Annotated in this window: 1 protein-coding gene and 1 pseudogene; both read left to right on the top strand. The window is 69.6% G+C overall.

Features of this window, described 5'->3' with window-relative positions; translation table 11 throughout:
- Window positions 1–838: RelA/SpoT AH/RIS domain-containing protein (locus sphst_RS13735; protein ID WP_199848981.1), on the top strand; the 838-nt coding region annotated here is incomplete at its 5' end.
- A gap of 414 nt (window positions 839–1,252) precedes the next feature.
- Window positions 1,253–1,497 (top strand): annotated as a pseudogene (locus sphst_RS21280) (DUF885 domain-containing protein); the annotation flags it as partial.

The following is a 1,497-nucleotide window of genomic DNA, read 5'->3' as shown; positions in this document are numbered from 1 at the left end:
CGACGGCCGCGTCGTGCCGCTCTCGACCGTGATCGAAAACGGCAACCAGGTGCAGATCCTGCGGTCGAAGGGCCAGTCGCCGCAACCGCACTGGCTCAACGTCGCGACCACCGGCAAGGCGCTCGCCGCGATCCGCCGCCATCTGCGCCACAAGGAGCGCGTCGAGCAGGAGGCGCTCGGCCGCACGCTGTTCGACGACATCGCCTCGCGCCTCCCCGCGCCGATCGGCCCCGACGCGACCGAGCCCGCGCTCAAGCGGCTCAAATTCGCCGACGAAGGCGCGCTGATGGTCGCGATCGCGCGCCGCACCGTGTCCGACGAACAGGTGATGGAGGCGCTGATGCCGGGCTCGACCGGCGCCGATCTCGGCCATGCGGTCGCCCCGCAGTCGAGCGCGATCTCGATCAAGGGGCTGACGCCGGGCGTCGCCTATGACCTCGCGACCTGCTGCCACCCGGTGCCGGGCGACCGCATCGTCGGGCTGCGCCGCCCCGATGCGGGGATCGAGGTCCATGCGATCGACTGCCGCGTGCTCGCCGAACTCGCCGAGCGGACCGAGAACGAGACCGACTGGGTTGACGTTGCCTGGGGCGAAAAGACCGAAGGCGCGGTCGCGCGCATCTCGGTGATGGTCAAGAACGAGCCCGGCTCGCTGGGCGTGGTCGCGTCGATCATCGGTACGCACATGGCCAACATCATCAACCTCCGCCTCGACACGCGCGACACCAGCTTCCACACCAACGAGATCGACGTCGAGGTCCACGACATCCAGCAACTCATGCGCCTCATGGCCGGCCTCCGCGCCGCCGACGCCGTCAACACCGTCGAACGCGTCTAACCGCCACTCCACGCCGTCCCCCTCCCGTCATCCCGACGAAAGTCGGGACCCAGAGCCAAGCAGCACCACCACCCGCAACCCTGGGTCCCGGGTCAAGCCCGGGATGACGAACGGGAGCCGCCCCATCCCCCCACCGTCATCCTGACGAAAGTCAGGATCCAGAGCCAAGCAGCACCCCGCCCGTGGCTCTGGATCCTGGATCAAGTCCAGGATGACGAACGGGAGAGCCCCCCTCCCCGTCATCCCCGCGCAGGCGGGGATCCAGACTGGCGACCGCCGGCGATCCATCACCAACCGCATAGACTATGGATCCCCGCCTCCGCGGGGATGACGACGCAGGCGGACCAGCCCCCCCCCGCTTGCCCCGCACAATTCCCCGGCTACTATCCCCCCAAACCCCGGGGGACCCATCACATGAACCGTCGCGCCTTCCTCTCGTCCGCGAGCATGCTCGCCACGCTCGCCCTCCTCCCCCGCGCCGCGCTCGCCGCCGGCGCCACCCCCGGCGACGCGAAGCTCGACGCGCTGCTGACCTCGATCTTCGACGCGAACCTCAAATACGCCCCCGAATTCGCCACCCAGCTCGGGCTCGACAAGGGCGCCAACGCCGCGCTGAAAAGCCGGCTCGGCGATTACACCCCCGGCGCGGTCAGGGCGAA

The organism is Sphingomonas sp. STIS6.2 (assembly GCF_000732685.2).
Classification (GTDB): domain Bacteria; phylum Pseudomonadota; class Alphaproteobacteria; order Sphingomonadales; family Sphingomonadaceae; genus Sphingomonas; species Sphingomonas aerolata.
Note: the sequence above shows the minus strand (reverse complement) of the source record. Positions and strands in the feature narration are given on the sequence as shown.